Origin of the sequence: Paenibacillus amylolyticus (genome assembly GCF_001570725.1) — a bacterium.
Lineage (GTDB): Bacteria > Bacillota > Bacilli > Paenibacillales > Paenibacillaceae > Paenibacillus > Paenibacillus amylolyticus_A.
On sequence record NZ_BCNV01000005.1, the window covers coordinates 595,427 to 617,195 of the forward strand.

At 48.3% G+C, this 21,769-nt stretch carries 16 protein-coding genes; 11 read left to right on the plus strand and 5 right to left on the minus strand.

Annotation, left to right across the window (positions count from 1 at the left end):
• Positions 1-101: 101 nt before the first annotated feature.
• The gene (locus tag PAHA3_RS22565) at positions 102-3,494 is read left to right on the plus strand and encodes a GH36-type glycosyl hydrolase domain-containing protein (RefSeq protein ID WP_062836901.1); all 3,393 of its coding nucleotides are present in this window, start codon (positions 102-104) and stop codon (positions 3,492-3,494) included.
• A gap of 80 nt (positions 3,495-3,574) precedes the next feature.
• Here PAHA3_RS22565 and PAHA3_RS22570 read toward each other — a convergent pair whose 3' ends face one another.
• Positions 3,575-4,771, minus strand: a complete 1,197-nt coding sequence (locus PAHA3_RS22570; protein WP_167350928.1) for a methyltransferase domain-containing protein — start codon at positions 4,769-4,771, stop codon at positions 3,575-3,577.
• Positions 4,772-5,033: 262 nt separating this feature from the next.
• Between PAHA3_RS22570 and PAHA3_RS22575 the strand changes: the two genes are divergently transcribed.
• Positions 5,034-5,534 carry a GNAT family N-acetyltransferase gene (locus PAHA3_RS22575; RefSeq protein ID WP_062836903.1) on the plus strand — a complete coding sequence of 167 codons (501 nt, stop codon included), beginning with the start codon at positions 5,034-5,036 and terminating at the stop codon, positions 5,532-5,534.
• A 26-nt stretch (positions 5,535-5,560) separates the two neighbouring features.
• On the plus strand, positions 5,561-6,349 hold the full coding sequence (locus PAHA3_RS22580; RefSeq protein WP_062836904.1) for an SDR family oxidoreductase: 789 nt from the start codon (positions 5,561-5,563) through the stop codon (positions 6,347-6,349).
• A 113-nt stretch (positions 6,350-6,462) separates the two neighbouring features.
• On the opposite strand, the gene PAHA3_RS22585 is transcribed toward PAHA3_RS22580, so the two are convergent.
• Together PAHA3_RS22585 and PAHA3_RS30025 are read right to left on the minus strand one after the other, a co-directional pair.
• Entirely contained in the window at positions 6,463-7,011 is a 549-nt protein-coding gene (locus tag PAHA3_RS22585; RefSeq protein WP_036612698.1) for a GNAT family N-acetyltransferase, read from the minus strand.
• Positions 7,012-7,058: 47 nt separating this feature from the next.
• Positions 7,059-7,322 carry a DUF2164 domain-containing protein gene (locus PAHA3_RS30025; protein WP_082762957.1) on the minus strand — a complete coding sequence of 88 codons (264 nt, stop codon included), beginning with the start codon at positions 7,320-7,322 and terminating at the stop codon, positions 7,059-7,061.
• Positions 7,323-7,581: 259 nt separating this feature from the next.
• Between PAHA3_RS30025 and PAHA3_RS22590 the strand changes: the two genes are divergently transcribed.
• Positions 7,582-9,315, plus strand: coding sequence for a glutamine--tRNA ligase/YqeY domain fusion protein (locus tag PAHA3_RS22590; RefSeq protein ID WP_062836905.1), 1,734 nt, complete (start codon positions 7,582-7,584; stop codon positions 9,313-9,315).
• Between the two features lie 694 nt (positions 9,316-10,009).
• Here PAHA3_RS22590 and PAHA3_RS22595 read toward each other — a convergent pair.
• On the minus strand, positions 10,010-11,203 hold the full coding sequence (locus PAHA3_RS22595) for an MFS transporter (RefSeq protein ID WP_062836906.1): 1,194 nt from the start codon (positions 11,201-11,203) through the stop codon (positions 10,010-10,012).
• Between the two features lie 162 nt (positions 11,204-11,365).
• On the opposite strand from PAHA3_RS22595, the gene mobA reads away from it, so the two are divergent.
• On the plus strand, positions 11,366-11,995 hold the full coding sequence (gene mobA / locus PAHA3_RS22600; protein WP_062836907.1) for a molybdenum cofactor guanylyltransferase: 630 nt from the start codon (positions 11,366-11,368) through the stop codon (positions 11,993-11,995).
• Here mobA and PAHA3_RS22605 read toward each other — a convergent pair.
• On the minus strand, positions 11,965-12,936 hold the full coding sequence (locus tag PAHA3_RS22605; RefSeq protein ID WP_062836908.1) for an AraC family transcriptional regulator: 972 nt from the start codon (positions 12,934-12,936) through the stop codon (positions 11,965-11,967). The genes mobA and PAHA3_RS22605 overlap by 31 nt on opposite strands.
• Positions 12,937-13,184: 248 nt before the next feature.
• Here PAHA3_RS22605 and PAHA3_RS22610 point away from each other — a divergent pair, with 248 nt between their 5' ends.
• The 6 genes from PAHA3_RS22610 (at position 13,185) to PAHA3_RS22635 (ending at position 21,712) form a co-directional block, all read left to right on the plus strand.
• Positions 13,185-15,188: a beta-galactosidase gene (locus tag PAHA3_RS22610; RefSeq protein ID WP_062836909.1), complete on the plus strand. Its 2,004-nt coding sequence runs from the start codon at positions 13,185-13,187 to the stop codon at positions 15,186-15,188.
• A gap of 309 nt (positions 15,189-15,497) precedes the next feature.
• Positions 15,498-17,288: a sensor histidine kinase gene (locus tag PAHA3_RS22615; protein WP_062836910.1), complete on the plus strand. Its 1,791-nt coding sequence runs from the start codon at positions 15,498-15,500 to the stop codon at positions 17,286-17,288.
• Positions 17,285-18,394: a response regulator gene (locus PAHA3_RS22620; RefSeq protein WP_062836911.1), complete on the plus strand. Its 1,110-nt coding sequence runs from the start codon at positions 17,285-17,287 to the stop codon at positions 18,392-18,394. Before PAHA3_RS22615 ends, PAHA3_RS22620 begins: the two co-directional genes overlap by 4 nt.
• A 147-nt stretch (positions 18,395-18,541) precedes the next feature.
• Positions 18,542-19,822 carry an ABC transporter substrate-binding protein gene (locus tag PAHA3_RS22625; RefSeq protein WP_062836912.1) on the plus strand — a complete coding sequence of 427 codons (1,281 nt, stop codon included), beginning with the start codon at positions 18,542-18,544 and terminating at the stop codon, positions 19,820-19,822.
• 181 nt (positions 19,823-20,003) lie between these two features.
• Positions 20,004-20,888 carry a carbohydrate ABC transporter permease gene (locus PAHA3_RS22630; protein ID WP_062836913.1) on the plus strand — a complete coding sequence of 295 codons (885 nt, stop codon included), beginning with the start codon at positions 20,004-20,006 and terminating at the stop codon, positions 20,886-20,888.
• Positions 20,885-21,712, plus strand: coding sequence for a carbohydrate ABC transporter permease (locus PAHA3_RS22635; RefSeq protein ID WP_062836914.1), 828 nt, complete (start codon positions 20,885-20,887; stop codon positions 21,710-21,712). Before PAHA3_RS22630 ends, PAHA3_RS22635 begins: the two co-directional genes overlap by 4 nt.
• Positions 21,713-21,769: the final 57 nt, after the last annotated feature.

A 21,769-nucleotide genomic window follows, 5' to 3' on the forward strand; every position in this document is an offset into this window, starting at 1 on the left:
TCGTCCGGACGGGCTGTAAAAGGCCGGTTTGAAGAGGCCCCTATTCTTTTTCAGATTCATCGAAACGTTTCGATTCTATACTAATTCAAGGAGTGAACCTTATGACAACGATGATTAATGAACCGATCCGGTTGAGTGCCGGAGAGTTATCCTTTACCTTTTTGAACAGTGGAGATCTGTACCAGGCTACATCCGGTACAACGATGTTGAACCAGTTGCTCAGCAACCAGATTGATGGATCATTGAACAACCTGTACCTGCGTGTACACGAGGGAGAGAATATCAGCTCGTTCCCGTTGCTCGGTGTACGTTCGAACAGCAAGGTGATTACAAGCAAGGCACAATCCAGCAACCAGTTGATCTGGGAAGGCACAGTCCAGCTCGAAGGCAGTGAACAAGGCATTGGTTACCAGGTCGTATTTACGGCTACACCGCAAGGTGTCTGGTTCTGGGATGTGAAGCTTACAGGACAACAACATAACGTAGATGTAGTATACGGACAGGATGTAGGTTTGGCTGATCCAGGTGCGGTACGCAGCAATGAAGCTTATCTGTCACAATATATTGACCACACGGTATTTGAAGATGAAGCGAAAGGTTATGTCGTTTGTTCCCGTCAAAACCAGCCTCAGGGCGGTGCATTTCCATATATGCAACAAGGTTCCCTGACCAAAGCTGTTGGTTACTCCACAGACGGATTCCAATTCTTCGGTCTATCTTACAAGGAAACGAATCAACCAGAGAGCTTGAATCGCCAGACGCTTGCGAATGAGACGTATCAGTATGAATTTGCCTACACGGCGCTGCAATCTGAACTGCTGAATCTGAACGGAGAAGCACAGGTGGTCTTTTATGGACTGGCGAAGCCTAATCATGCGGAAGGAATCTCTGCACTGGAATTCGGAGATGAAGTTACAGCAGCATGGAATGAAGTACAGGCTCTGACTGTGGAAAATGGTGATACGTTGGAACAGGTGAAACTGTCCTCCTTCCTGGGTGAACCGCTGGTTACGCTGGATCTGACGCAAGATGAGATTCAGGATCTGTTCCCTGATCGTCATCAGGAAGAGCATAGCGGTGAGGAGCTGTTATCCTTTTTCACAGGCAGCTATGAGCATATCGTTCTAAAAGCGAAAGAAATGCTTGTGGAGCGTCCGCACGGTCACATTCTGATGAGTGGTGGCAACGTGCAGCTTGGAGCACAGGTTATTACGACAACATCGTATATGTACGGTATTTTCAACTCACAGCTCGTTATTGGTAACACCAATTTTAATAAAATGATCAGTAATGCCCGCAATGCATTGAACGTGCCGAAGACGGCGGGACAACGCATTTATGTGGAAATGGACGGACAATATCGTCTGCTGACGATGCCTTCCCTGTTCGAGATTGGCTTCAACTATGTACGTTGGATCTACAAAACGGAATCCGATACGATCATCGTGACCAATTACACGGGTGCACATACTACGGAAGTAAGCATGAACGTACGCTCCACAAGTGGCACAGCATACCGTTACCTGGTAACAAACCAGATTACGATGAATGTGAATGAATACGAGTATCCGCTGCATATGACGCAGGACGGCGATACTTTGATCTTCAAGGCTGATCCACAAGCGATCAGTGCCGGAACGTATCCGGATCTGCAATACCGCATGTCGGTGGATGGCGCGACTGTAAATGTAGGGGACGAAACGCTGTTGGCAAGTGGTATCCGCAGTGGGTCTGCATCTCTGGTAACGCTTAGTCTGGAAGCGAGTGCTGAATGGACGCTGAAGGTACAAGGGGTACTGGAAGGCCAAGCGGATAGCGCAGTGGTAGCAGGCTCAAGTCTTACGTTTGAAGAGGAAGTGCAGGCATACCGCGAGTTCTTCGCAGGTGTGATGAACGGGTTCCGTTTGTCCCGTGGAGAAGGTCAGAGTGCAGAGGATCTGTTCAAAGTTAATGCGCTGGCTTGGTGGTACACCCACAACATGCTGGTTCACTACTCCGTACCTCACGGTTTGGAGCAGTACGGCGGCGCAGCTTGGGGTACACGGGATGTATGCCAAGGTCCGGTAGAGTACTTTATGGCAACGCAAAAATATGAGCAAGTTCGCGACATCATCAAAATGGTCTATACTCACCAATACGAAGATGATGGCAACTGGCCGCAATGGTTCATGTTTGATAAATATTTTGCAATTCAACAGGAAGAGAGTCATGGCGACATCATCGTATGGCCGCTGAAAGTTCTGGCGGATTACCTGACAGCGACTCGCGACTATGCAATCCTGGATGAGAAAGTACCTTATACGGTTAAACATAGCTTCGGGTTCACGGAAGAAACGGCAACGGTACTGGATCACGCGAAAAAAGAAATCGAATATATCCGTTCGCACTTCCTGCACGATACGTTCTTGTCTTCCTACGGAGATGGCGACTGGGATGATACGCTCCAACCAGCCAATGCACAGCTGAAGCAATACATGGTGAGCAGTTGGACGGTGGCATTGACGTATCAGTCCGTGAATGTGCTCTCACAAGCGCTGAAATTCAAGGATGCCGACTTTGCACAGGAGCTTGATGTGCTGGCTCAAGGCATCCGTGAGGACTTTAACCGTTACATGCTGGGCACAGATGTGATTCCAGGCTTTGTATACATGGAAGAAGCCGACCAAGCGAAGCTGATGCTTCATCCAACGGACACAGAGACAGGCATTCAATATCGCCTGTTGCCAATGACGCGCAGCATGATCGGTGAGTTGCTGAATGCGGAGCAAGCAGAATCGCATTATGCCTTGATCCGTGAGCAGTTCCTGTGCCCGGATGGCGTGCGTCTGATGAATCGCCCGGCTCAATATGCTGGCGGTGTAAGCACACACTTCAAACGTGCAGAGCAGGCATCCAACTTCGGACGTGAGATTGGTTTGCAATATGTACACGCTCATATTCGTTACGTGGAAGCGATGGCGAAGCTTGGCAAGACAGATCAGGTGTGGAATGGTCTCGCGATGATCAACCCGGTTGGTATCGGCGAGGTTGTGCCTAACGCGGAGATTCGCCAAGCGAACTCGTACTTCAGTAGTTCGGACGGTAAGTTCAATACACGTTACGAGGCGCAGGAGCATTTTGACCAGCTTCGTAAAGGGACTGTACAGGTGAAAGGCGGATGGAGAATCTACTCCAGCGGCCCTGGAATCTACATGAACCAACTGATCTCCAACGCGCTTGGCATTCGTCAAGAAGGTGGCGATCTGGTCATTGACCCGGTATTGCCAGCTGAGCTGAATGGCATGCAATTCGAATTCGAGTATGCGGGTGAGCCAGTAACGTTCATCTATCACTTGAACGAAGGTGCTGTGAGCCGTGTAACGGTGAACGGTAAGGATATTCGTACTGAGCGTACAGCAAACCGTTACCGTCAGGGCGGGGTCTGCATCTCACTGGATGAGTTCAGACAAGCACGTAGTGCGACTGAGCGCACGGTTGTTGATATTTATATGTAATTTCATAGCATGATGTATACCAAGGTCATCCTCCTTTCTTCAAGGCGGGATGGCCTTTTTGGCATATGCTCATGATCCGATTACCGCAGTGGAACCGCCAGCAACGTATGCAACAACTCATTATGCCGTACATGCTTGGTTACGTACCCCTGTTGCTCCAGCCAGCCGCATAGCTCACCCAGCAGAGGGAAGTGACGCTCGTGCAAGGCGCGCAGCTGTTCCTCGTGTCCTGTGGTTTCTGCCTGCCGGATATAGGAATCACGGTGAGTCGCATCAACAAACATCAAATCCGTTAGACCGATACGCCCGCGTGAGGTTAAAACCCGCTGCATCTCCTGTAAGGCCAGTAGTTGCTGGTCTGGACTCAGATGATGGAAGGCGAAGCTGGATACAACAAAGTCGAAGGAATGATCAGCAAAAGGCAGAGCGAGGAAATTTCCAAGCTTCACATGCATCTCGGGATATTTAGTACGGCATCTACGCAGCATCTCCCGGGACTGATCGATTGCGGTCATGTCTGCGCCGTGCTGTAGCAGTTTCCCAGCCAGATTACCTGTGCCTGTACCAATATCGAGTCCTTTCTCACCAAGGGCGGGAGAGATCCAATGAGCTGTCTGTTCGAGCGCTTCGTCATAGTTGTGATACAGATAAAAGGTAGACTGTACCATATCCTTGGATTTGCTCGGCGTGGAATGATCTTTATCCTGGTGTAGATGTGAAACTTCATGCTCATCGCTTATGGGAAAGGCTTCATCCGAAGAATGCCTATCCTCTGAAATGAATTGTCCAGTACTGACTCTTCCTTCTGCCTGTACTCGCTGATCGTGGATGGCTGCCTGCGTGTCATAATTCCACCGATCGTGCCAGTTCTGCCGTGCTTCACGCAGGCGCCGTGCACTGTCCGCAAGGTCGTGCAGATGGCTGACATCCAGTGGACCGTCCTGACGATTCAGGTCAATCATGCGCTGGGTTGTATCCATCATACGTTTCAGCTCAATCCACTGGGCATACATGACGGCCTGTTGCAGCTCCAGATATTCTTCCAGCCGCTGCTGGTTCCCCTGATCAATCTCTCCTAGCGCGTGTGTAATATCCTGCAGGGACATGCCAATCTCACGCAGCGCAGCAATGGTCTGAAGCCGCCAGATATCATTCTCGGTATAGGTACGATACCCGTTACTGGACTGTTTGGCGGGTAGAATTAATCCTTTTTCCTCATAAAAGCGAATGGCTCTCGCCGATATACCAAGCCTGCTTGCTGCCTCTTTGATATTCATCATGCATCCCCTCCTTATCGAACCAGTATAAACCATGACGTTACGGCAAGGTTAAGTGTTTATCTCATTTTAATAAAAGGTTCAATATCGAGTGGAATTTTAGTCGAAGCTGAGGCTATGCTACAATATATAGAGCAAAGAATTATAATCAGTGAAGCGAACGAACGATATATGTTAAGTTTTTAATAATCTTCATTTTCTAAACTTTCCCGACGTTGTAACGTACAGCGTTGTCGACTATAGCACGAAAGGTTGAATCATTATGCTTACCAGCCATACATTTACGATTCGTCCATCCGAAATTAAAGATGCCGCCCAGCTAATGGAGTTGGACACCCTGGTATGGGACAAATATACCTCTCCTGCACCGATGCATTGGCGCTCCAGACAGCAATATCTGCAGCATTGTCCGCCAGGCAGCCAATTGATTGCGGTGCAGGGAGAGCGGGTATGTGGTTATGTGGGCTTTCAGCCAGCCACAGGTATGCCCGTCAACCGTCATGTCTACGAGATTCATATTGCGGTTCATCCTCATGATCGGCGGTGTGGCATTGCTACAGCGTTGATGGATGCCATCAAGCAGCATGCGATCGAACAAGGCGTTCGCAAGCTCAGGCTACGCGTACTTTCCAGCAATCCGGGAGCGATTACGTTTTATACACAGTGTGGATTCGTGACGGAAGGCAGGTTGGTATCCGAGTTTTATATCGGAGACAAGTATGTGGACGATATTCTTATGGGTTATTTTATCCAGACCAAATAGAAACTAGCTGAGGAGGAGGAACAACGATGGACATGGGACTTCAAGGTAAAAAAGCACTGGTGCTGGCTTCCAGTCGAGGACTGGGCAAAGCGATAGCCGCTCAATTGGCAGCAGAAGGTGCTGACGTCATGCTTGCCAGCCGGAGCGAAGAAAAGCTCGCAGCAGTGAAGCAGGAGCTTCTGGCGCTTGGTGGTGGTGGACGTGTGGAATATTGTGCAACCGATGTGACACGCAAGGAAGATATTGAGGCTCTTATTCACAAGACAGCGGAGCTGTTTGGACAGATTGATATTCTGGTGAACAATTCGGGTGGCCCGCCATCGGGTTCATTTGAGTCACTGACGGATGAAGATTGGGAACGTGCATTTGAATTAAATGTGCTCAGTTATGTAAGGCTGATTCGTGGCGCTCTTCCTTATATGAAAGAAAGCGGAGGACACATTGTCAATATCGCTTCAACTTCGGTGAAACAGCCCATTCCGGGTCTGGTGCTGTCCAACACGTTCCGTACTGGCGTGTTTGGATTGGCGAAGACGTTATCCCAGGAGCTGGCTCCATACGGAATTTTGATCAACACGGTGGCGCCGGGACGTATTGCAACAGACCGTATACGTGAGCTGGATGCAGCACGGGCTGAGCAGAATGGAATCAGTGAGGAAGAGGTATCTGACCAATTCCGTAAAGAGATTCCACTGGGCCGTTATGGTCAACCAGAGGAATTTGCCAAAGCGGTGGTATTCCTGTTATCCGGGGCCAATACGTACATTACAGGCACCTCATTGATCGTGGATGGTGGCATGGTCCGAGCCCTATAAAAGTCATGGATACAATAAAATACCCTCTGTCACCACATTCTGTGGAGATCGAGGGTATTCGTGTTGATCCATTATGTTGGGAGAAAACACTCCCGATTCATTATGTAGGCGAATTAGCGCAAGAGTTCCCATTCATGCTGAAGCATGCCGTACACCGCATGGTTCACGTAACCTTTAGGCAGTTTCTCTGCCTGACGAATGACCCCCTCGAGAACAAATCCGAGTCTTTCAGGGATAGCGCGACTCCGTTTGTTATTCGTTGCCGAGCGAATCTCGACGCGATTCAGATCCAGGGTCACCAGAGCATAATCAACCAGAACGCGACAAGCGCTTGTCATCAAGCCCTGACCCTCAAAACCTTTGCCAAGCCAATATCCGATGCTTACCGAGCGGTTGGTCCAGTTAATCTCGTGGAATCCAATGACGCCGGCTAGATCCCCTTTTGACCATACTCCGGCGGTGAATCCGCCATTCTCGGCACCTTGTTTTAACGCGTTGGTAATGAAGTTTGAGGTGTGTTCCACTTCTGTGACATGATCCACCCACGGCAACCAATGTCGCAGTTGATCCCGCGAACGATCCGTCAGTTCGAACAGCGGTTTGGTATGTTCCATGGCCAGTGGCCGGAGTTCGGTATATTCATCCAATGAATAGGTAAACATGAATGCAACCTTCTTTCTTTGTATAGTATGGGTTTAGTTTTGGTGGATTAACGGGAAGTCTTGGGTAACTTTTGCTCCAGTGCAAACAGGTCTTCTTCCATTGAGGCCATGCGTTGATTGACTGTTGTGCGTGCGTCACGGAGTGCCTGATTATATATGTAGGGAGCGAGCTGTGTCATGAACAGGTCGAGGACACCCCAAGCGGCTAGATCGCCGAGTTCTTCGCCACGTTCCTCTTCGAAATACGACTGTATGGTGCGAATGGCTTCATCCTGTTGTTCTTTGGTCAGTTTAAGCGAGCTCGTTGGAATGGGAAACCCTCCCTTTAATTTGTTTTTACTATCATGCTACATGATTCGAGCGAACCCGTCAAAATGGTTTTGGGCCTATTTATGCACGGCTGATCCTGACTTTGGTGCCGTTCTTTATTGAACTCCTCCCCCGTTAAAGGTATATTTAAATGAAACGCGTACGAAACTTTCCAAGAAAACAGTTTTTTTCAGGAAATGACTTCGTTATAAAGGAATTATAGCCGGAATTGCTGCAATTCCCGAAAGCTCCAATCAATTCATGAAAGGTTTGATACCTGTGGACAATCGTACAACCCCACCTAACTTTATCAAAAATATTATTACCGAAGATCTCCGGTCAGGGAAAGTCCAGGAAGTTATTACCCGTTTTCCTCCGGAACCGAACGGTTATCTGCATATCGGCCATGCCAAGGCGATCTGGATTAACTTTACGCTGGGCGGCGAATTTGGCGGCAAAACGAATCTGCGCTTTGATGACACGAACCCGGTCAAGGAAGATGTAGAGTACGTTCAATCAATCCAGGAAGACGTGAAATGGCTCGGATACGAGTGGAACGAGAAACGTTTTGCCTCGGATTATTTTGATGAGATGTACAAGCGTGCTGTCTTGTTGATTGAAAAAGGAAAAGCCTACATCGACGACCAAAGCGCCGATGAAATCCGTCAAATGCGCGGAACGCTAACGGAGCCGGGCAAGAACAGCCCGTACCGTGATCGTTCGGTGGAAGAGAATCTCGACCTGTTCACACGCATGCGTGCAGGCGAATTCAAGAACGGGGAGAAAGTGTTGCGTGCCAAGATCGATATGTCTGCACCGAATATCAACCTGCGCGATCCGGTTATTTACCGGATTTCACATGCACACCATCATAACACCGGCGACAAATGGTGTATCTATCCAATGTATGCCTTTGCTCACCCGCTCGAAGATGCCATTGAAGGTGTAACGCATTCCCTTTGTTCCCTAGAGTTCGAGGATCAACGCCCGTTCTATGATTGGGTTATTGCGGAATGTGAGATGGAGAGCCAACCACGTCAATACGAATTTGGCCGCCTGAACCTGTCCCAGATGGTGACAAGCAAGCGGAAGCTGAAACTGCTCGTGGACGAAGGACATGTGGATGGATGGGATGATCCACGCATGCCAACGATTTCGGGTCTGCGCCGTCGGGGATATACACCGGAAGCCATTCGTGATTTCGTATTTGAGACAGGCATTTCGAAGAGCCAAGGGGTTATCGACCTGCAAACGCTGGAGCATTTTGTACGTGAAGACTTGAAACTGAAAGCTCCGCGCACAATGGCTGTCCTGCACCCGCTCAAAGTGGTCATTACCAACTACCCTGAAGGGCAAGTCGAATGGCTTGAAGCAGAGAACAATGTGGAGAACCCAGAGATGGGCAATCGCCAAATTCCGTTCTCCCGTGAGATTTATATTGAACAAGACGATTTCATGGAAAATCCGCCGAACAAATACTTCCGTTTGTTCCCTGGCAACGAAGTTCGTCTGAAACATGCATACTTCATCAAATGTAATGATGTGATCAAGGATGCAGAAGGTAATGTAACCGAGATTCACTGTACCTATGATGTGGAGACGAAGAGCGGCAGTGGATTCACAGGCCGTAAAGTCAAAGGAACGATCCACTGGGTAGAAGCGACTCAAGCGGTACCTGCTGAATTCCGTCTGTATGAGCCTTTGATCCTGGATGAAGCACCGGAAGCAGAGGTAGAAGTGGCAGTAGCTGGGGCTGAAGCTGAGGTTGTGGAAGAGCAACCGGAGAAAACGTTCCTGGATCAATTGAACCCGAACTCCCTTGAGATTGTTAACGGGTTTGTGGAACAAGAGATGAAGGAAGCGAACGCTCAGGATAAATTCCAATTCTTCCGTCACGGTTACTTTAGTGTAGATCCGAAACACTCCGAGCCAGGTCGTCCGGTATTTAACCGGGTCGTATCCCTGAAAAGCTCATTCCAACTGCCGAAAGCATAAGGCCGCTGGAAGAAATTTATGGCCTGTTCATCAGAGTACTGGTAAGCAGCCAAGTTATAAGTAAAAGTAAGGGCATCTTTCGTCATGATCATGGCGAAAGATGCCCTTTTGTTTTTCTGGATCTAGCCAGTTCCTGTTTTAGACTTAGTAATACAATTTCACATGAACATGAACATGAACATGAACATGAACATGAACATGAACATGAACAGAGACCATAGACGTGCGTATGAGGCAAGTATCTAACGAACCGAAGACACGTTATTTAAGTGTATTCGGGCATTCCAGCAACGTAACGAATCGTAGACACCTTATTTCCTCATTTGGCTTGTCTTTTTGGGGTTTTCAGCGTCTTTTACGCGAAATAACGTGGCTGAGATTCCTTAGCTTTAGAATTTCGTGAAATTGCTATAAATAAGGCGTCTAAGGTTCGTTAGGGCAACAAACCTTAGACGCCTTTTCTCTTTACTGCACCTATCCATAATCTTTTGTTTCGGTTTTTTGTACGCTGATGTTACACCCTAACGGAGAGGACAGAAATAACCTGAAGAAGCGAAGCGTTCGCCTTTATCTCCGGATTTTACCCTTTGAAAAGGGAATCAAAAAAATCCGGAGGTAACAGCGATCAGAAGGTTGTTCTGTCATCGGAGTGCCCTAGTGTAACTTTAACGTTCGAATAGCCTGCAACAAAAGATTATCTGTCCTCATCCATACTGCCCATCTCCGTCAACACAACCGGCTGATAACCGTTACGGCGGTTAGACAACCACATGATGCCGAATCCAACTGCGCCGATGAGCGAGAAGAATACGCCAATGCTATACATGATTTCCGCACCGAAGCTTTGGAACAACCAGCCGCCGAACAGACCGGCAATCACGCCGGAGAGACCGCCCCAAGCCATCGTGTAGACCGCTTGACCGGAGGAACGATAGGGTCTTGGAATGAACAGCATGGTCAATTGCGTACCTACATAGAAGTACCCACCGAATGTAATGGAGTGCATCAGCTGAATGAATACAATTTCCATCGGATTGGTAGCCAGTGCCATGAGCTGCCAGCGCAGTGCAAACAGTAGACTGATCAGGATGAGCGATGCCAGGAGCATGCTCATTTTGCGTTTGAGCAAGCGGTCGAGCAGCAGGAATACGCCGACTTCGAGAATGGATGAAGTGAAAATGGCCCAGCCGACCATCTGTTTGTCGCCACCCATCTCTACAATATATAGCGACATAAATGTACTGTTCATCGCATTGGGCACCGATACGAGTACACCCAGGCCGATAAATGTCATAAAATACGGATTGAACATGACTTTGCCAAACCGCCGAAAAGTAACCACGGGGGTATCCGAAGCGATCGGCTGTCTGGGCAGAAATACGGATAATACAAAGGCTGCGGCAATCATGCACGCAAATATAATGGATACACTGCCGATGCCAAAACGGTCAATGAGCGGTCCAGCAGCGACAGCAGTCAGCGCCCAGCCGAGTGAACCCCAGAGCCGGAATGCCCCAAATTTCTGGCTCGTACCATCGATATATCCGAGAATCAGACTGTTCGTCTGGGCGAATAATGGACTCTGAAAAAAATAAAAGAAAATCATGGCTACATAGATCCACGTATAACTGGGCGCATAGAACACACCCTGGGCGAGCACAAATGTGCCTCCCATCATAATCATCAGGATGATGCGAATATTGCGAGATTTATCGCTCCAGAAGCCCCAGAACGGGTTGGCGAACAAGGATACAAAGGGTCCAATCGCCATCAGACTACCAATCTCCAGTTTGGTCATACCAATCTCTTGCAGGTAGAGCTGCAGGAATCCGGCAAAGATAGAAATGGCGCCATATATGAAAAAGTTATATAGTTTCAGAGAAACCAATGAGGGATTGCCTCTTGAAGGTACAGGTCTGTCCAATTAAGCCATTCCTTTCAAATGCATATTGTTCAATGTATCATTTGTTGAAAGGGGATTCAATCTATAGAAAATGTTGATCGATTGATATAACAAGCCCACATCGTTATCAGAAGGGAGCAATACATCATGAGCGCGAGGGAATGGACAGGCATCATATTGGCAGGAGGTTTATCCAGTCGCATGGGGACCAACAAGGCCATGCTGGAACTGAACGGTTCCGTTGTACTGGAACATGTCACAAAGGCCATGAGACCCGCCGTATCCCGTATCATCGTGGCTGCTGGACCCAACGTGACAACCTACGGCGAAATGGGCTACGACTGCGTCCAAGATCACTATCCGGGGAAGGGACCACTCGCGGGTCTTCACGCGGCACTGGAGGCTTCCGGTACGGAATGGAATCTGGTCTGCGCCTGCGATATGCCGCTCCTGCAAACGTCATTTTTTGATGGGATAAAAAAGCTGGCCGGGTCGCATGACTCTTATTCTGCTATCGTTTCACGCGTGGATGGGCGTGTCCATCCGCTTGCAGGTGCTTATCACAAGCGAGTGCTCCCTGATCTGGAGCAGTGCCTGATGCAGGATCATCTTCGAGTCATGCGATGGCTTGAAGAGATCGGTTGCCGATATGTCGAAGCTGAAGAGCTTGAGAGAGCGGGCGTTCATCAAGTTGCGATGCAATTGAGTAATATGAACACGCCGGAAGAATACGAACGTATCCGTAATCAAGATTCTGGGCTCGATTCAGATCTGTAGGATACAGGATCGCCAGAAGCATCTGCATGATGATTGCGATATTGAAGCGGGCTTTGGCCTGTCCAACGTTTGAATTGTCTGCTGAAATGAGACAGGTGAGTATAGCCGAGCTTCCACGCAATTTCACCGAGTGACAGCTCGGGCTGTTCGATCAGCACTTTGGCCTCCTGCAACTTCAAGCTGGACAGGTATGCCCTGGGCGATCTCCCATATACCTTTCGAAAGACCTGCAAACCATATCCCGGACTGATGCCAAACGAGGAGATAATCTGCTCCACTTTGACCGTGGATACACTGTCTTCCTTGGTTCGAAGCTGGGCATAGAAGGCCTGCTTGATCGCCTCGGCTATAGCTCCTGCATAATGCATGGCTGTAGGGGCTGGCGCGTGTGAAGCAGCAACGGAAGAAGCGGCCTCCGGTTTGTTATCAGCGGCTTGAGACAACAGGGCGAACAGTTCAAACATGCGTGCCTGCATGATCATTTTGTCGGTGGATGTATAGGCCTCAGATACGTTAATCATGCCCATCCAACTCTCCAGCACAACGCGCATCTTCCTGTTATCTGTCGTACCTGCTGCGTAGATTTGGCTATGCTGTGACATCAGCTTCAGAGTGAAGACCGGATCATCCACATTAAAATGAGCGCTGAAATAAGTCATGCCTTTCGTGGATACACATTGATTCGTATGTTTGAACCCGGGAGGGATGAGAAGAATGGAACCTTCCTCTACGGTATAGGTATAACCATGAATCACACTTTCTTGTGTGCCTTCGATAATCAACATAATCTCAAAGCCCGGATGTGATTCCTCCGGCATCGCCCATCCATATGGAACTTGTTGGCTGTGCGCGCCATAAAATTTGATGTTACAGTCGATAATAGGTAGCCAATGGGCCAACGTATGGTGAGGCATTTCTCGGAGCTGTGATCGAATATCCATAACATTCACCTCGGAAAAGGGTAAAAACAACTCGCCTTGTACAATCGGCACCTTTAGTATACTTCATTATAATCAGTTTAACGCAACCATGGATAATCCATGGTACGAATCAGCATTTGAAGGGGTTACTGAACAATCCAAGTTCCTCAACCGATAATAATGTAAACGCTACCATTTTGAGTTGGAATATGTCAACTCGTGCACACGTCAAGATCATTACATTTTCCCGACAAAAAGGAGATTAAATCATGGATAAATTATTATATGGGGTAGCCTACTATGATGAATATATGCCTTACGAAAGATTGGACAAGGACATTCAGATGATGAAGGATGCAGGAATCAACGTGGTCCGCATTGCAGAATCAACCTGGAGTACCCATGAACCGCAGAATGGCGTATTTGACTTCTCTTCCGTGGATCGTGTGCTGGATGCCATGCATGAGGCAGGGATTCAGGTCATCGTTGGGACACCAACGTATGCTGTTCCTACATGGATGGTGAAGGAACATCCGGACGTGCTGGCTACCACCTCACAGGGACCTGGCAAATACGGCGCAAGACAGATCATGGATATTACACATCCAACCTATCTATTCTATGCCGAGCGGATCATCCGCAAGCTGATCTCTCGAGTGAGCACACATCCAGCAGTAATCGGTTATCAGACAGATAACGAGACGAAGCATTACAATACGGCCGGAGATAATGTACAACTGCAATTCGTCAAATACATGCGTAACAAGTTCAGCTCACTGGATGAGCTTAACAAGGAATTTGGCCTCGACTACTGGAGTAATCGGATCAATAGCTGGGAAGACTTCCCGTCTGTTGTAGGAACGATTAACGGCAGTCTGGGTGCTGAATTTGCCAAGTTCCAGCGGCAGCTGGTAACCCAATTTTTGGCTTGGCAAGTGGGGATTGTGAATGAATACAAACAGGAAGGACAGTTTGTTACCCAGAATTTTGACTTCGATTGGCGTGGATATTCCTACGGCATTCAGGGGGATGTGGATCATTTTGCCGCATCGAAACCTTTTGACATCACCAGTGTGGACATCTACCATCCTTCCCAGGATGATCTGACCGGCATTGAGATTTCATTCGGCGGGGATGTGGCGCGTTCGACCAAACAATCGAACTATCTGGTACTGGAGACCGAAGCGCAGGCGTTCTGGCATTGGGTTCCCTACCCGGGGCAACTGCGTTTGCAGGCATTCAGTCATTTGGCATCAGGAGCGAACATGGTCGCCTACTGGCACTGGCATTCGTTGCACAATTCGTTTGAGACGTATTGGAAAGGATTGCTCAGTCATGACTTTGAACCGAATCCGGTGTACAACGAAGCGAAGACGATTGGCAGGGATTTTGCTCGTCTCAGTCCGAAGCTTGTGAATCTGAAGAAAACGAATCGGGTGGCTGTGCTGTTCAGCAATGAGGCGCTGACATCGATCAAATGGTTCGGGTTTAACTTCACCAGTGACAAGAACTACAATGACGTGGTGCGCTGGATGTACGATGAATTGTACAAGATGAACATTGGCTGTGACCTGATCGATCCATCGGTTGAGAGTTATGCGGAGTATGACGTACTCGTTGTACCTGCTCTGTATGCTGCTTCTGATGCATTGCTGGAAAAATTGAATCAATTCGTACAGGATGGCGGACATATCGTCTACTCGTTCAAAAGCGGATTCGCAAATGAGCATATCAAGGTACGCTCTGCTCGCCAGCCCGGCCTGATCAGTGAGGCATGCGGGATCAGCTATAACCTTTTTGTAGAGCCAAAACATGTCTCGCTGCGCGATGATCCATTCGAGGTTGGTGAGGAGCAAAACCAGGTTCACACCTGGATGGAACTAATTACACCGACAACGGCTGAAGTACTCGCTTGGTATGATCATCCGCATTGGGGTGAATATGCGGCAATTACCCAGAATGCTTATGGAAAAGGCAAAGCAACCTATGTCGGATGTTATACCAGTTCTGCGGTGATCCGTAAGGTATTGGAACGTGTTATGAGGGAAGCGGGCGTGTGGGGAGCTGATCAGGAGATGGCTTTTCCTATCATTGTGAAGACAGGTGTGAACGATCAAGGGAACACGATCCGCTACTATTTCAATTATGCGGATGAGGCAACATCCTTCGTGAATGCTTACGGGGAAGGGACCGAACTTCTGGCAGGAACCCCGATTGTTGCGGGAGAGAAGATCGAATTGGAGCCATGGGGCATACGGATCATTGAACAATAATAGGAAATAATAAATATAGGTAGATAAGTTGAATTTAACATGTGCACGTTAACGGAGAGGGCAGAAATAACCTGAGGAAGCGACGCGTTCGCCTTTATCAACGGATTTTTTCCTTAGAAAAAGGGAATCAAAAAAATCCGGTGATAACAGCGATCAGAAGGTTGTTCTGACCACGTAGTGATCTCGTGTAACCATTCAATCTATTGTATAACGTGATATTTTAACATTTCCAAACGAATATAAAGACCAAAGCGCCCTCGGCTTCCATGCTGGGGCGTTTGTCTATTTTAGCTCAGGAGTGGATGCGCTGTGTTTACCGAATGTTATCGGAAGCTGACAGATCCTTTCAAACGCAGCATTCGCAATAAATTGATTTTGACCATGACGCTGCTGGCTGTTCTACCCGTCATTGCCATGACCGCCATGGCAGCCGAAAATACCCGCTCTTCCATGGAAGAGGAGATTATGGAGACCAACCGGGCGAACATGAACTGGGCCTCCATCTATCTGGGTGAACAGTTCGCTCGTATGAACAATATTATCTATTCGATTCAGATCAGTGACGAATTGCATCAATATCTGGCGTTGAACCAGGAAGCGCCGGCAGCCAGTCGATTTGATGAACAGAAGGCCATGTTCAATATGCTCAACAGTGTATACTATTCGGCTGGCAATTATGTATTTGGCGTTGAACTGTACCTGAAGGAATTGGACACCCTGTTCACCTTCAACTCCATGGATTCCCGCATCAAGGCGGTATCGGAGATACCGGAAGGATATCATGAGCTTTTTGCACAACATAAAGATTTTACGATTATCAATGATCCGGACGATCCGCAAAAGTTTCACATGACCCGCAGCATGAACCGCTTTGAGGATCAGGCACAGATTGGGGCCATCAGTCTGGAGGTCAAGTGGGCTGAGTTCAATCAGACCCTGGAGCTGCTGGATAGCCGGGGAGACTATGCGGTATACATTGCGGACAATACGGGTAGTCCGGTCTATCAGCCAAATCAAGAGATTCAGCCGTCTGCCGAAGCACTGGAGAAATTAGCAAGCACCAAAGAAAGTTCGGGCTTCATTCGTACAGCCAAGGAATACGTATTCTTTCATTCCATTGAGCCGTCAGGACTACGTGTGATCAAGATTGTACCTGACCATGTTATTAACGAAAGTGCCTTGGAGACGATGAAATACGGATTAGTTGTGGGAGGCCTGGCAACCGTCATTTCTGTAGGAATAGCTGGGTTCGTGGCCTGGCGTACATCGAAGCCTATTATCAGACTGGCGAATTCCATGAAGGGTATCCAGCTGATCAAGGACAGGGAAGTGGTACGAAGCGGTCGGGTAGATGAGATTGGTCTGCTGGAGAAAAATCTGCACGGCATGGCTAGTCGTATTCGGGAACATATAAGGGACAATTACCTCATGAATCTGGAGAAGCAGACGGCTGAGCTCAAAGCATTGCAGTCCCAGATCCATCCGCATTTTCTGCAAAACACGTTGCAGATGATTGGCGGCATGGTCTACTCGCAAAAACCGGCAGACAGTTACAAAGTCATTCGAGCCTTGAGCGAGATGTTTCGTTATATTGTACGAGCGCCGGATGGACTGGTACCCCTACAGTCTGAACTGGACCAGCTGGAGCATTATATGCTGATTCAGAAGCAACGTTTTGCCGGCAGGCTTGAATATACCCTGGAGATTACCGGGGAACTTGGGGCGTGTTATATTCCCAAGTTGTCTCTGCAACCGATTGTGGAGAACGCATTTTTACATGGATTGGAGAAGAAGCAGGGTGAGTGGAAACTGGGCATTGAGGTCGTCTGTGAACCTACAGATGTAACCATTCGAATTCGTGATAACGGTGTGGGTATGGATGCTGAGAAACTAGGGGAAATGCAGTCCAGACTGGAGCGGCTTACCCGGCAGGCAGATCGAGTATGGAGTTCAGGTACAAGTATTGGACTGGTCAATGCGGCCTCACGAATTATAATGCATTTTGGACCTAAATATGGGATGAGCATGGAAAGTGAATACGGACAGGGGACGAGCGTTACGGTACGAATTCCCTGCAATACAGGAGGCGAAGCCTTGTGAACAAGGAACTTTACAGAGTGCTGTTGGTGGACGATGAACCGTGGAATCGGGATATTTTGCGCAACCTCGGGGATTGGGATGAACTCGGCATGACTGTTGCAGGTGAGGCAGAGGATGGCGAGCAGGCTATACAACTGGTCAAGCAGCATCAGCCTCACATTATCATTACGGACATGCGGATGCCAGGCACAGACGGTGTGGAGCTGCTACAGACGCTGAGCGGACAATACCCACAGATCAAGGTGATCGTGGTGAGTGGATATGACGACTTCAATTATGCAAAACACGCGATCCGGCATCGGGCTGCTGATTATCTGCTGAAACCGGTGAATCCGGATGAACTGAATGGTGTACTTGCCAAATGTGCAAAAGAATTGGAAAAGGTTGAATCAGCGCCTGAATCATGGGAATCCTATCCCTCTAAGTTTGCGGGTGATTTCTCTTTGTTTCAGCAGCAGGCTCGCTTGCGGTTTAATGACCTGAACATTCAGAGTTTGCGGGAATGGTTCCAGCAATTGCAGCAGAAGCTGGAAAGATGCGAGATTCATAGGCCCCGGCAACTTGGGCGCGTAGCCTATGAATTACAGGCTCTACTGGATGAACTGTGCGTCTCCAACGGCTTGTACGAGCGGCCAGTGGCAACGGCGCTACCTCCTTCGACAGCGCTCGCTTCCATCGAATCCACAATCGATTGGATATCCACGCCGTACTACCAGGCTTTGGAGCAGCTGATTGCGCAGCGTAAATTCAAGAACAAGCTGAACCTGGACGAGGTGAAGCAATACATTGAGCAGCACTGTATGGAGATGATTACACTGGAGCAGCTCGCCCAAATCTTTTTTGTCAGTAAAGAATATCTCAGCAAGGTATTCAAGAAAGAATATGAGGTGAATGTGACCGACTATGTAGTCCAGTTACGTATGACGCGAGCGAAGGAATGGGTGATGGATGAACAGATTCCATTCAAGCATATTGCCGAGATGGCGGGTTATGAGGATGTGTCCTACTTCTATCGGGTATTCAAGAAGCATTTCGGAGTTTCACCTGGGGAGATGCGGAAGGGACAACCTCGTATATCAGGCAATTCAAGCAGTATCACGGAATGAGTCGTTCGAGAGGACATCTACGGCAGGATTAAGGTTTAAAATAATCCAATACACGAGTCTAATTTTGTCCAATGAAGCGCTTTCATTTTCTGATATATAATGAGCCTATGAAAGACAAACCAGTTACACACCGGGAGGTCATAAGAGATGAAAGTATGGAAAAGCGTAGCAAGTGCGGTACTGGTCAGTGTTCTGCTCGCAGGTTGCGGCTCCAATGCAGGAACGGACAATGGGCAGGAAGAATCGGCATCAGGCAGCACGGTATCACTCAAAGTATTCGTTGCACAACCTCGGCTGAAAGAACATTACGATAAATATATAGAACAGTTCAAAGCCAAGGAGAAAGCAGAGAAAAACATTGAGGTGAACGTGCAACTGGAAATGCCACCAGCGGACAATGCACCTCAGATTCTGAAGACACGACTCGCCTCCAATGATGCACCGGATGTGTTCGCTCTGCATGCGGTCAACGAGATTCCACCATTCAGCAAAGCTGGGTATCTGGAAGATCTGTCGGGCCAACCTTTTGTAGAGAAGTTGCTGGATTCAGTCAAACCTTCCGTAACGGATGCGGAGGGCAAAGTCTTGGCTGTTCCATTGGAAACGTTATCATGGGGCTATCTGTACAATAAAGATATTTTTGAAGAGCAGGGGCTGGAAGTACCGACGACTTTAACGGAAATGAAAGCGGTCGTGGAGAAACTCAAAGCAGCCAACATCACACCGTTTGAACTGTCCTACAAAGAATCCTGGATTCCGCAATTATTCCTGCCACTCACTGTGGGGGCATTAACGCAGTCGGAGCACAAAGACTTCGTAGACAAGATGAATCAGGATCAAGGCTCCTTCTCAGATATGAAAGCATTGTTCGATATCTTCGATCTGGTCAATGCCAATGGAACGGACAAAGCTTTGGAAGTGGGCGGAGATGATGGTTCAGCAGCCTTCGCTTCAGGAAGCGCCGCAATGTGGATTCAGGGACCATGGTTTGCCGAAACGATCCTGAAGTCCAATCCGGACTTGAACTTTGGTGTAGCACCAATGCCGATCAATGACAATCCGGATGATACCAAAATCAATCTGAGTACCTCTACTTCACTGGCGGTATCGTCAACAAGCAAGAATAAAGAAGTGGCACTCGATTTTGTGAACTACATTCTCGATGACAAGGATTCAAGTGCATTCTATGAAGCACTCAAGTTCAATCCGGTTGCCAAGATCCATGACTTCAAGAGCTTCCCGTGGGTAGATGATGCCCAGAAATATGTGAGTGAAGGTAAAGCCTATCAGGACCCATCCATCCCTCAAGCGGTGAAAGACGAGTCAGGCAAAGCGTTGCAAGGCTACTACTCTGGGCAATTAAATCAACAGCAGGTTATCGATGCGCTCGACAAGGCGTGGAAATCCTACAACAAAGTCAACAAGTAAGGAGTTGCGAGGAATGTAGTACCCGCTTCTGTTGGCAAGATCTCAACGGTTTGAGAGTTTTGTCAACCAATATAGCGGTACTTTATTCCTTCGCAGTCTCCAAGCAGATGATACGGCAGGCAGAACGTTCTTCGTTCCCTCGTTTACAATCATCCGCTTCGAGTGAAAAGGGGGAGAACCAATGGCTACGAATGTGTTCAAGAAGTATCTGTCACTGCTCGCGTTCACTGCGCCTGCCTTTGTCATCTATGCGATTTTCCTGCTGTACCCTACGTTTAGTGGCATGTTCTATAGCCTCACGGATTGGAACGGACTTAATCGGGATTACAGCTTTATTGGTCTGGGCAACTTCGTGGAATTGTTCAAAGAAGATCCCGACTTTCTGAACTCCCTGTGGTTCACGATGAAATATGTAATATTTATGCTGATTCTGCAAAATGGAATTGCCTTGCTGCTCGCCGTATTAATTGAGTCACGGACGCGCAGCAAAGGGCTCTTCAGGACCCTGTTCTTCATGCCTAACATGATCAGTACGATCATCAGTGCTTTCATGTGGACCTTCATCTTCTCTCAGGTGCTGCCACAGCTTGCTGAGAAACTGGCTATTTCGTTCCTCGACCAGCAATGGCTGGGTGATCCGAAGTTTTCATTTTACTCCATTTTGATCGTATCGCTCTGGAACGGTGTGGGGTATATGATGATCATTTATCTGGCCGCTCTCCAGGGTGTGCCGAAAAGTCTCAAGGAAGCGGCTGTTATTGATGGGGCCAACGCATTCCAGGTGCTGCGCAATGTGGTGTTGCCGATGATTACTCATGCCGTGACCATCTGTTTCTTCCTGACGCTGAACGGAGCATTCAAGGTGTTCGAAGTGGTGTATGGACTGACTGGTGGTGGACCAGGCCGGGCCACGCAGGTGATCACGATGAACATCTATGAAGAAGCATTCTCCAACAACTTCAGATACGGCTATGCGAGTGCTAAATCGGTTGTGCTGTTCATCATCGTACTCATCTTTACACTCATCCAGATCACCGTCATGAAGAAGAAAGAGGTGGAAGCATGAGGATGCAACGACTGAACAGCTATCTGATTCGACTGCTGCTGATTCTGGGCTCTCTCGTGGCCATGCTGCCGATCTACATGGCGGTGGTGAACTCTTTCAAAACACAAGGTGAGATGTTCCAGTCCTTTATCGCGCTGCCAACAACGTTGCACTGGGAGAATTATTCGGACGCGTTTAACAAAATCAATCTGTTGGGCAGTTCCATGAACTCGGCAATTGTATCCTTTCTGGGGATCGGGGGAATCGTCTTCTGTGCCTCACTGGCGGGATACAAGCTGTCACGTACCTCCGGCCGGTTGAGCAATCTGATCTTCTTCCTGTTTGTTGCATCCATGCTGGTGCCATTCCACTCGATCATGATTCCGCTGACACGGGTAGCCAAAGGCATGGGTGTACAGGGAAGCACGTACGGTTTGGCCCTGATCTATATTGGGCTTGGTGTGAACATGGCAATCTTCCTCTATCACGGGTTTGTGAAGTCCATTCCGCGTGAATTGGAAGAATCGGCTCAGATTGACGGATGTAATGAGTTCCAGACGTTCTTCCAGATTATTTTCCCGCTCTTGCTTCCGATCACAGTCACCATCGCGATTCTGGACTTCCTGTGGATCTGGAATGACTTCTTGTTGCCACTGCTCATGCTGACCGATGTGAATCGTTATACGCTGATTCTGTCCACGAACATGCTGTTTGGGGAATACAACAAGGAATGGCCGTTGATTCTGTCCTCCCTGGTACTGACTGCGATTCCGGTTATCCTGATCTATGCGTTCTTCCAGAAGTTCATTATGGAAGGTATTGCGGAGGGTGCTGTAAAGGGGTAAAACATTCGAAAGTATACCTCAGCTTCGCGGGTAACTACGCGCTATTGGTATTCGAAT

Excerpts from the sequence above, each read along its gene's own strand:
- PAHA3_RS22565 (WP_062836901.1), top strand. The coding sequence starts at position 102 with ATGACAACGATGATTAATGAACCGATCCGGTTGAGTGCCGGAGAGTTA.
- PAHA3_RS22570 (WP_167350928.1), bottom strand. The coding sequence starts at position 4,771 with ATGAATATCAAAGAGGCAGCAAGCAGGCTTGGTATATCGGCGAGAGCC.
- PAHA3_RS22575 (WP_062836903.1), top strand. The coding sequence starts at position 5,034 with ATGCTTACCAGCCATACATTTACGATTCGTCCATCCGAAATTAAAGAT.
- PAHA3_RS22580 (WP_062836904.1), top strand. The coding sequence starts at position 5,561 with ATGGACATGGGACTTCAAGGTAAAAAAGCACTGGTGCTGGCTTCCAGT.
- PAHA3_RS22585 (WP_036612698.1), bottom strand. The coding sequence starts at position 7,011 with ATGTTTACCTATTCATTGGATGAATATACCGAACTCCGGCCACTGGCC.
- PAHA3_RS22590 (WP_062836905.1), top strand. The coding sequence starts at position 7,582 with ATGAAAGGTTTGATACCTGTGGACAATCGTACAACCCCACCTAACTTT.
- mobA (WP_062836907.1), top strand. The coding sequence starts at position 11,366 with ATGAGCGCGAGGGAATGGACAGGCATCATATTGGCAGGAGGTTTATCC.
- PAHA3_RS22605 (WP_062836908.1), bottom strand. The coding sequence starts at position 12,936 with ATGGATATTCGATCACAGCTCCGAGAAATGCCTCACCATACGTTGGCC.
- PAHA3_RS22610 (WP_062836909.1), top strand. The coding sequence starts at position 13,185 with ATGGATAAATTATTATATGGGGTAGCCTACTATGATGAATATATGCCT.
- PAHA3_RS22625 (WP_062836912.1), top strand. The coding sequence starts at position 18,542 with ATGAAAGTATGGAAAAGCGTAGCAAGTGCGGTACTGGTCAGTGTTCTG.
- PAHA3_RS22630 (WP_062836913.1), top strand. The coding sequence starts at position 20,004 with ATGGCTACGAATGTGTTCAAGAAGTATCTGTCACTGCTCGCGTTCACT.
- PAHA3_RS22635 (WP_062836914.1), top strand. The coding sequence starts at position 20,885 with ATGAGGATGCAACGACTGAACAGCTATCTGATTCGACTGCTGCTGATT.